A 7,335-nucleotide genomic window follows, 5' to 3' on the forward strand; every position below is an offset into this window, starting at 1 on the left:
GCGTCAGCGCCCACCTCAAGCTCGTTCAACCAGACCGGTTGTCAGTGCCGTCCGCCAGCACCGACGGCGGGGCTTTCCCGCCCCTGGCCCACGGCCAATCACGCAGGAGGACCTGATGCTTTCCACCTCACCCGCCCGAACTGCTCACCTGCTCGCCTCGCTGGAAACCCCCGACCGTCTGCGCGTCACCCTCGACGACCGCGTCGTGTGCGTCTACGACTGGTCCGGGCAACAACGGCACCCGTACCTGCACCCGCTGCACTCCCCTCGGTCGACCACGCCCGTCACCAACTTCGCGCCGTTCGACCACCGCTGGCACCTCGGGCTGTGGTGGACCTGGAAGCACGTCAACGGCGTCAACTTCTGGGAGAACAACGGCGAGGACCCCGAAGGACGCAGCGTGGTGACCGACGCCCACCTGAGCGTCACCGCGAACGGCGCGGCGCAGCTCACGCAGCGTCTCGACTGGCGCACCCTCGACGGTGACCTGCTCCTCACCGAGCAGCGTGAACTCACCTGGCGTGGCGACACTGGCCTGCCGGGCGCGGCGTACGTCCTCGACTGGCACAGCACCTGGACCGCCGGGGTGACCGCCGAGCTGACCGCCACGCCCTTCCCCGCCGTGCCGTGGGGCGGCTACGCCGGCCTCAACTACCGCCCGGCGCGCGCCCTCGCGTGGAACGAGACCATCGTCAACAGCGAGGGAAGCGTGGGGCAGGACGGATGCCACGGCATGCCCGCCCGCTGGTGCGCGTACGCCGGCAACGTCGACGGTGACGGCCACGACAGCGCCGCCGACCCTGCCTCCGCGGGCGTGCTGCTGCTGCACCACCCGTCCAGCGACCGGCATCCCCTGCCCTGGTACGCGTGGTCCGTCGGTGCCGACCACCGGGGCTTCGGCTTCCTCGCCGCCTCACCCTTGATGCGTGACGCACTGCACCTCGACGCCGGACAGACCTTCACCGCCCGCCTGCGCGTCGTTCCCTTCGACGGGCGACCCGACGCGGGCGCGTGCGACGCCGCGTGGCATCGGTACGCCGCGTCCCACCCGGGCGGGGACGAGTGAGCGCCCCGTTCAAGGTCGGCCTCGTCGGGCTCGGCAGCATCACCGGCGCGCACCTCGGCGGGTACGCCCGGTACGGCGTCGACGTCGTCGCCGGTCTTGACGTCTCACCCGCCGCCCGGGAGGCCTTCGCCCGGACGCACCCGCACGCCCGCACCTACGATGACCTGGGCGACTTCCTCGCCGACGAGGACGTACAGGTGGTGGACCTCGCCACCCCGCACCGGCGCGACATGCGCTTTCCCCTGCTCGAACGCATCGCCCACGCGGGCAAGCCCGTCCTGATCCAGAAGCCGCTCGCCGCGACCTACGCCGAGGCGGTCGAGATCGCCGATCTGCTCGACGTCACCGGCACGAGGGCGATGGTCAACCAGAACATGTGCTTCGCTCCCGGCGTCCTCGACGCCGTCCGAGCGGTCACGCACGACCGCGCGCTCGGCCGGCCGTTCCTGGCGTTCATGCGCGACTGGTGGTGCTTCGACCAGAACGACACGCACTGGTTCGGAAAGGACGAACGCTGGTGGACGCTCGGCGTGTCCGTCCACCAGCTCGCCGTGCTGCACATGATGCTTGGCCCGCCCGCGTCCGTCAGCGCAGCCCTGGGACGCGACCCCGCCCAGCCCGGCGTCACGCACGACGGGTACGGCACCCTCCTGCTGCGCTACCCTGACGGCGCGTCCGCGACCGTGAGCTCCACCGGGACGTACTACGGTCCGTCCTCACAGGATCCGGAGCTGTGGGTGCAGGGACCGCTCGGGGTCCTCACCGCCCACAACTCCCGCGGGTACACCCTCAGCCTTCGCGTCCGCAAGGACGACGCGGACGCCGAACGTCACGTCAGCGTGCCCGCCAGGGGCGCGTGGTTCAACGACGCGTTCGGACGGGTGATGCGTCACTTCCAGGACGCCCTCGTCGAGGGCAGGCGACCGTGGTGCGGCGTGCACGACAACCTCTACGTGATGGCCGCCGTGGAGGCCGCCTACCGCTCGTCGATGACTCACGAGACCGTCCGACTTCAGGAGGTCATGCGTGACCGCTACGACCCGTCGTACGGTCCCGGCTGGAACCATGGCTTCTCCACGTGGCAGCCACCGGCGCCTCAGGAGGAAGCGCCCTCCACCTGAGGCGCCCGCGCCCGTACGCTGAGTTGGGGCGGGCAGCTCTGCGCCCCACCGTCGGTCGCGACTCCAACCGCTTCACGGCTCCGGGCGTCGTCACCTCCCGGGAAAGGCAGGCCGCCCATGGACCTCGTCGTCTTCAGACACCTGTGGGGTGTCGACACGCCACTGCGTGACGTCCTCCCCACCTTCCCTGCGCTCGGCTACCACGGTCTGGAAGCGCCCCTCCCGGACGCGACGAGCGCCCGGGACTTTCACGCGCTCAGGCGCGAGCACGGCCTCGAGTTCATCCCGCTGATCTTCACGAGCGGACCCCGCGACGGCGCGCGCAGCGTCGACGCGCACCTCGAGAGCTTCACGCGCGAACTCGACGAGGCGCTGAGGCACGATCCCGCCCTCGTGAACGTTCACGCGGGCGCCGACAGCTGGAGTGAACGCGAGGCGGAAGCGTTCTTCCAGGGCGCCCTCGACGTCGCGCGAGGCGCGCCCGTCCCCGTCGCGTTCGAGACGCACCGGGGACGCGCCCTCTTCACCCCGTGGGGCACGCGGCGGCTCGTGGAGACCTTTCCGGAGTTGCGCCTCACGGCAGACTTCAGCCACTGGGTGTGCGTCTGCGAGCGGCTCCTCGACGATCAGGACGACACGCTCCGCCGAGTCGCGGAGCAGGTGGTGCACGTGCACGCCCGCGTCGGCTTCGAGCAGGGCCCGCAGGTGTCCGATCCCCGCGCGCCCGAGTTCGACGCGCACCTCACCGCGCACGAGCGCTGGTGGTCGCTGGTGTGGGAGGCGCAGCGGGCGCGGGGGCTCGCGCGGTCGTTCCTGACGCCGGAGTTCGGTCCGCCCGCGTACCAGCCGGTGCTGCCGTACACCCTCATGCCGGTCGCGCCGCTCGCGGAGATCTGCGACTGGATGGCCCGCCGTCAGACCGCGCGCTTCGCGCAGTCCGGGCGTACGCCCGCACCGTGAACGGAGGAGGGCCGCCTCACCGGGCGGCTCTCCTCGAGGCGTGGTTCGAGCTCAGTGCGGGCCGCCGACTTCCTGGAAGTCACCGCAAGGTCCGCCGCCCGTCGCGGCCGCGACCTCCACGGCCTGCTGGTCGAAGCGCAGCAGCGGCCGGTACCAGCTCGACACTTCCTCGCAGCTCGCGGGGACGTAGTGCGCGATGAGGGAGCGGCGGAAGCGGTCGGCGCTGGTGTTGGGGTACGACCCGTGGATCAGGCTGCCGTTGAAGAACAGCACGTCCCCGGCCCTCAGGCGTACCGTGACCTCGTCGAGACCGTCGGGGACGGGGACGACGTCCCGGACGAAGGACACGTTGGGATCGGCCCGTTCGGGGCACGCGACGTCCAGGTGGTGCGAGCCGGGCACGACGACCATGCCGCCGTTGTGCTCGTCCGCGTCGTCCACGGCGAGCCACGCGGCCATGCAGGTGCCAGGACTGACGCGCAGGTAGAAGTTGTCCTGGTGCAGCGCCTGACCGCGCGCGCCGGGCGGCTTGAAGTAGAACATCGTCTGCGCCGCGAGGGGCTCCTCGCCGAACAGGACTTCGAGGATGGCGCCCACGCGGGGGTCGAGCAGGAAGTCCTTCGCGAGGCGGCCCACCTCGAGCTGCTCGTGCTTGTGCGGGTGCAGCATGCGCGGGTACGCCGCGAGGGGATCGTTGGCGGTGGCGCCCTTGGGGACGTCGGAGAGACCCTCGACGGGTCCGGCCGCGGCGGCCGTCATGAACGCCTCGCCGATGGTGTTCACCTCCTCGGGGGTGAAGAGGGCGCGGACGACGACGAAGCCGTCGCGCTCGAACTGCTCGTGAAGGTCGGGTCGACCTGTGGGGCTGGCTGTCACTTCGGTCATGCCTCTCCACCTCCGTTGGCTCGATCTGCCTGAGACGTCTTCACGATACGCGCGCCACCGCACGTTTGGAATGCCGGATTTCCTCCTGATCCTGTACGATCTTGCTATGACCGGTGCCTCCGTCGAGATCGTCACCCCGCGTCACCTGACGCTGCTCACCGGGAACTTCGTCGAGGGACGCGGGTACCGCACGGCGCGCGCACACGGCTCGGACGACTGGCTGCTGCTCTTCACCCTGGGCGGGCACGGCCGGTTCCGCAACACCCACGGGGCGTTCGTCAGCGCGCGCGGCGACGCCGTCCTGCTCCCCCCTGCCCTCGCGCACGACTACGGCACCGACGACGACGCGCAGCGCTGGGTCTTCCTGTGGGCGCACTTCCGTCCCCGCGGCGCGTTCTCGGCGCACCTCGCGTGGCCGGAACGGCTGCCCGGCGTCCGCGCCCTGAGCGTGGACGACGAGCTCACGACCGTCGTCGAGGGCTGCCTTCGCCGCGCGCACGACCTCGCCACGTCCGGCCGGGCCCTGCGCGAGGAACTCGCGATGAACGCCCTGGAGGAGGCCCTGCTGCGGCTCGACGAGGTCAACCCCGCCCGGCTCGGCACGGGCGATCCCCGCGTGGCGCGCGCCGTGACCTTCCTTCGTGAGCACCTGCGTGAACGCGTCACCCTCGACGACGTCGCGGGCGCCGCCGGGCTGAGCGTCTCGCGGCTGTCACACCTGTTCCGCGCGGCGCACGGCCTCACGCCGATGCAGTTCCTGGAGCGCGAACGACTCGAACGGGCGAAGCTGCTGCTTCGCCTCACGGCCCGCAGCGTGCAGGACGTCGCCGAGGACGTCGGCTTCGAAGGCGCCTTCTACTTCGCCCGCCGCTTCCGAGCGCACGAGAAGTGCAGCCCGAGCGAGTACCGACGCGCCCGGCAGCGCGAGTCGACCTGACCGTCACCCCACCGGCGGTGCGCTGAGAACGTCGCGCAGCGCACGCAGGTACGCGTCACCGGAGGTGACGTCCGGAAGGAGGTAGCTGCCCTCGGTCCACTCGTTCCAGGCGTTGACCGTGATGATCCTCGGCGCGTCCCTCGCCTCGACGAACGTCCGGGCGCGCCTCAGCGCGTCGGCGAACGCCTCGGGGGTGTTGCCGTCCAGCACCGCGGTGAACGGGTACCCGTGGTTTTCGTACGGCGCGTCCTGCGCGGTCCTCGGGCTGGGATCCCAGCCGACCGAGACGTTCGGGTGGTACGGCAGCCCGAACGCGTCCGCGAAGGTGGTCCACGCGTCGTAGGAGCGGCGCGCGGCGTCGGCGTAGCTGCCCTGCGGGAAGCCCGCCTCGTCCGGGGCGTAGTGATGCACCCACGCGTAGGTCGTGAGGCTGGAGAACCCGAGGGCCCGCACGACCGCGGCGGGATCGTCGAGCTTCACCTCGCTGGGGAGCACGCTGACGCCCCACACGACGGCGTTGAGGTGCAGGTCAGGGAAGCCCGCGCGCCGCACGCGCTCACGGAAGGACGCGAGGGCGTCGGAGGCGGCGTCGAGCCCGCCGAGCCCCGCGACGAACGTCCCGAGCTCGTAGATCGAGAAGTACGGCGCGCCGTCCAGACGAAGGTAGTTCTCCTCGTGCAGGTACCGCTCGAGCGCGTAGGAGACGAGCGCGTCGAATGACGCCCGGTTCGCGCGGCCGCTCATGAGGGTGCGTTGCGAGACGCCCGGGCGCGCGGGAAAGAGGTCGAGCCAGTCGTGGTTCGCCCACATCAGCGCGAACTTGAGCCGGTCGCGGTTCGCGGCGCGGAGGAAGCCGTCCTCCAGGGCGCGCTGGAGGAAGGGCCGGCCGTCGTACCAGTACCAGTCGAACAGGAAGCCGGTGACGCCGTGATCCGCCGCGAGGTCCACCTGCCGCGCCGCCCACGAGGGGTCGCTCTCGTCGAACTCACCCCAGGCGGGCACGACCGGCTGCCTGTGCCCGTCGAAGCGGGGCCGCGCGGCGCGCAGCAGGTCCCACTCCGTCCAGCCCGGCCCGTGCAGCCGGTCGTTCCGGTCGTCACGGTGGAACTGCGGGAAGTAGTAGGCCAGCACCTGCGTGTCGGACGTCACGAGCTCCACCACGGGCTGGAAGGTCGAGGGGTGGGCCTCATGGGTGCGTCCCATGCTCGGCAGGTCGGGCCCACACGCGCCCAAGGAACGCCAGGCGCCGCAGCGGGTGCGGTCCGTCCCCCGCCTCGTGCCCGGAGTACGGGTACACCGCGATGTCCTTGTCACCCGCGAGGCGGTTGTACGCCGCGAAGACGGTGCTGGGCGGGCACACGTCGTCCATCAGCCCGACGCTGAAGAGCGCCGGCGCCCGCACGCGGGACGCGAAGTGCACCCCGTCGAAGTACGCGAGCGTCGCGAAGACCCGTTCGGCCTGATCACGGTGCACCCGCAGGTACCCGGCGAGCTCCGCGTAGGGCGGCGCGCCGGTGACGGCGACGGCGCGTTCGAAGTGACACAGGAACGGCACGTCCGCGAGCAGCGCGCTGACGTCGGGCACGAGCGCGGCCGTGGCGAGGGCGATGCCGCCGCCCTGGCTGCCGCCCGCCACGGCGACGCGCGACGCGTCCACGAAGGGCAGGGCGCGCGCGGTCCGCACGGCCTGCACGGCGTCGGTGAACACCCGCCGGTAGTAGTACGCGCGCGGGTCGAGGACGCCGCGCGTGAGGAACCCGGGGTGCTGCGGCCCGGACGGCGCGGGGTCCGGGTCGGGTGTGTCTCCCCGGCGCCAGACGCTGCCCTGGCCCCTGGTGTCCATCACGAGGTGCGCGTACCCGGCGCTGGCGTACAGCAGCCAGTCGGTGGGGTGACCGCGGCCTCCGCCGTACCCGACGAACTCCACCACGCACGGCAACGGTTGGGGGCGTCCTCGGGGCCGCACGAGCCACGCGCGGACAGGCTGACCGGCGAACCCGCCGAAGGTCACGTCGGTCACCTCGACCGTCTCGAAGGGCGCGTCCACGGGAGTCAGCGTCACCTCGCCCTCGGGCGTCTCGGCGAGGGTGCCTCGCCAGAAGTCGTCGAAGTCGCCCGGTTCGGCGAGCTGGGGCGCGTAGGCGCGCAGCTCGGGCAGCGGCAGGTCAAAGTACGGCACGGGTTCCTCCTGTGATGACGGCGTCATCGTACCGCAGCCGCAGCGTCCACTTCGCGCGCACCTCGTCGGGGACGCGCACCTCCACGCCCGCCGGGACGGTGAGCTCCGCCTCGCGGGTGTCGCCGCGCAGCTCGACGCGGACGAGGCCACGCGGGGTGGGGATCACGCCGCGCGCCCAGTCGAGGTC

The 7,335-nt window shown here is 71.8% G+C and carries 8 protein-coding genes; 4 read left to right on the forward strand and 4 right to left on the reverse strand.

What is annotated here, in order from left to right; genetic code table 11:
- The first annotated feature begins 115 nt into the window (after window positions 1-115).
- From DEIPI_RS0121625 to DEIPI_RS0121635, 3 genes are all read left to right on the forward strand, one after another.
- Window positions 116-1,066: a DUF6807 domain-containing protein gene (locus DEIPI_RS0121625; RefSeq protein ID WP_027483144.1), complete on the forward strand. Its 951-nt coding sequence runs from the start codon at window positions 116-118 to the stop codon at window positions 1,064-1,066.
- Window positions 1,063-2,187: a Gfo/Idh/MocA family protein gene (locus DEIPI_RS0121630; RefSeq protein WP_027483145.1), complete on the forward strand. Its 1,125-nt coding sequence runs from the start codon at window positions 1,063-1,065 to the stop codon at window positions 2,185-2,187. Before DEIPI_RS0121625 ends, DEIPI_RS0121630 begins: the two co-directional genes overlap by 4 nt.
- Before the next feature lie 117 nt (window positions 2,188-2,304).
- On the forward strand, window positions 2,305-3,147 hold the full coding sequence (locus tag DEIPI_RS0121635; RefSeq protein WP_027483146.1) for a sugar phosphate isomerase/epimerase family protein: 843 nt from the start codon (window positions 2,305-2,307) through the stop codon (window positions 3,145-3,147).
- Window positions 3,148-3,198: 51 nt separating this feature from the next.
- Here the strand turns inward: DEIPI_RS0121635 and DEIPI_RS33525 are convergent, their stop codons facing one another.
- Window positions 3,199-4,032, reverse strand: coding sequence for a phytanoyl-CoA dioxygenase family protein (locus DEIPI_RS33525; protein WP_045234845.1), 834 nt, complete (start codon window positions 4,030-4,032; stop codon window positions 3,199-3,201).
- 106 nt (window positions 4,033-4,138) lie between these two features.
- Between DEIPI_RS33525 and DEIPI_RS0121645 the strand changes: the two genes are divergently transcribed.
- Window positions 4,139-4,969 carry a helix-turn-helix domain-containing protein gene (locus DEIPI_RS0121645; RefSeq protein ID WP_045234846.1) on the forward strand — a complete coding sequence of 277 codons (831 nt, stop codon included), beginning with the start codon at window positions 4,139-4,141 and terminating at the stop codon, window positions 4,967-4,969.
- Between the two features lie 3 nt (window positions 4,970-4,972).
- On the opposite strand, the gene DEIPI_RS33530 is transcribed toward DEIPI_RS0121645, so the two are convergent.
- The 3 genes from DEIPI_RS33530 to DEIPI_RS40515 all read right to left on the reverse strand — a co-directional run.
- Window positions 4,973-6,172, reverse strand: coding sequence for a glycosyltransferase WbsX family protein (locus tag DEIPI_RS33530; protein WP_045234847.1), 1,200 nt, complete (start codon window positions 6,170-6,172; stop codon window positions 4,973-4,975).
- Window positions 6,156-7,148, reverse strand: coding sequence for an acetylxylan esterase (locus DEIPI_RS0121655; RefSeq protein WP_027483148.1), 993 nt, complete (start codon window positions 7,146-7,148; stop codon window positions 6,156-6,158). Before DEIPI_RS0121655 ends, DEIPI_RS33530 begins: the two co-directional genes overlap by 17 nt.
- Window positions 7,135-7,335, reverse strand: a 201-nt coding sequence (locus DEIPI_RS40515; protein WP_027483149.1) for a hypothetical protein, incomplete at its 5' end; no start/stop codon positions are given. The genes DEIPI_RS0121655 and DEIPI_RS40515, both read right to left, overlap by 14 nt.

This window comes from Deinococcus pimensis DSM 21231, from assembly GCF_000519345.1.
Taxonomy (GTDB): domain Bacteria; phylum Deinococcota; class Deinococci; order Deinococcales; family Deinococcaceae; genus Deinococcus_A; species Deinococcus_A pimensis.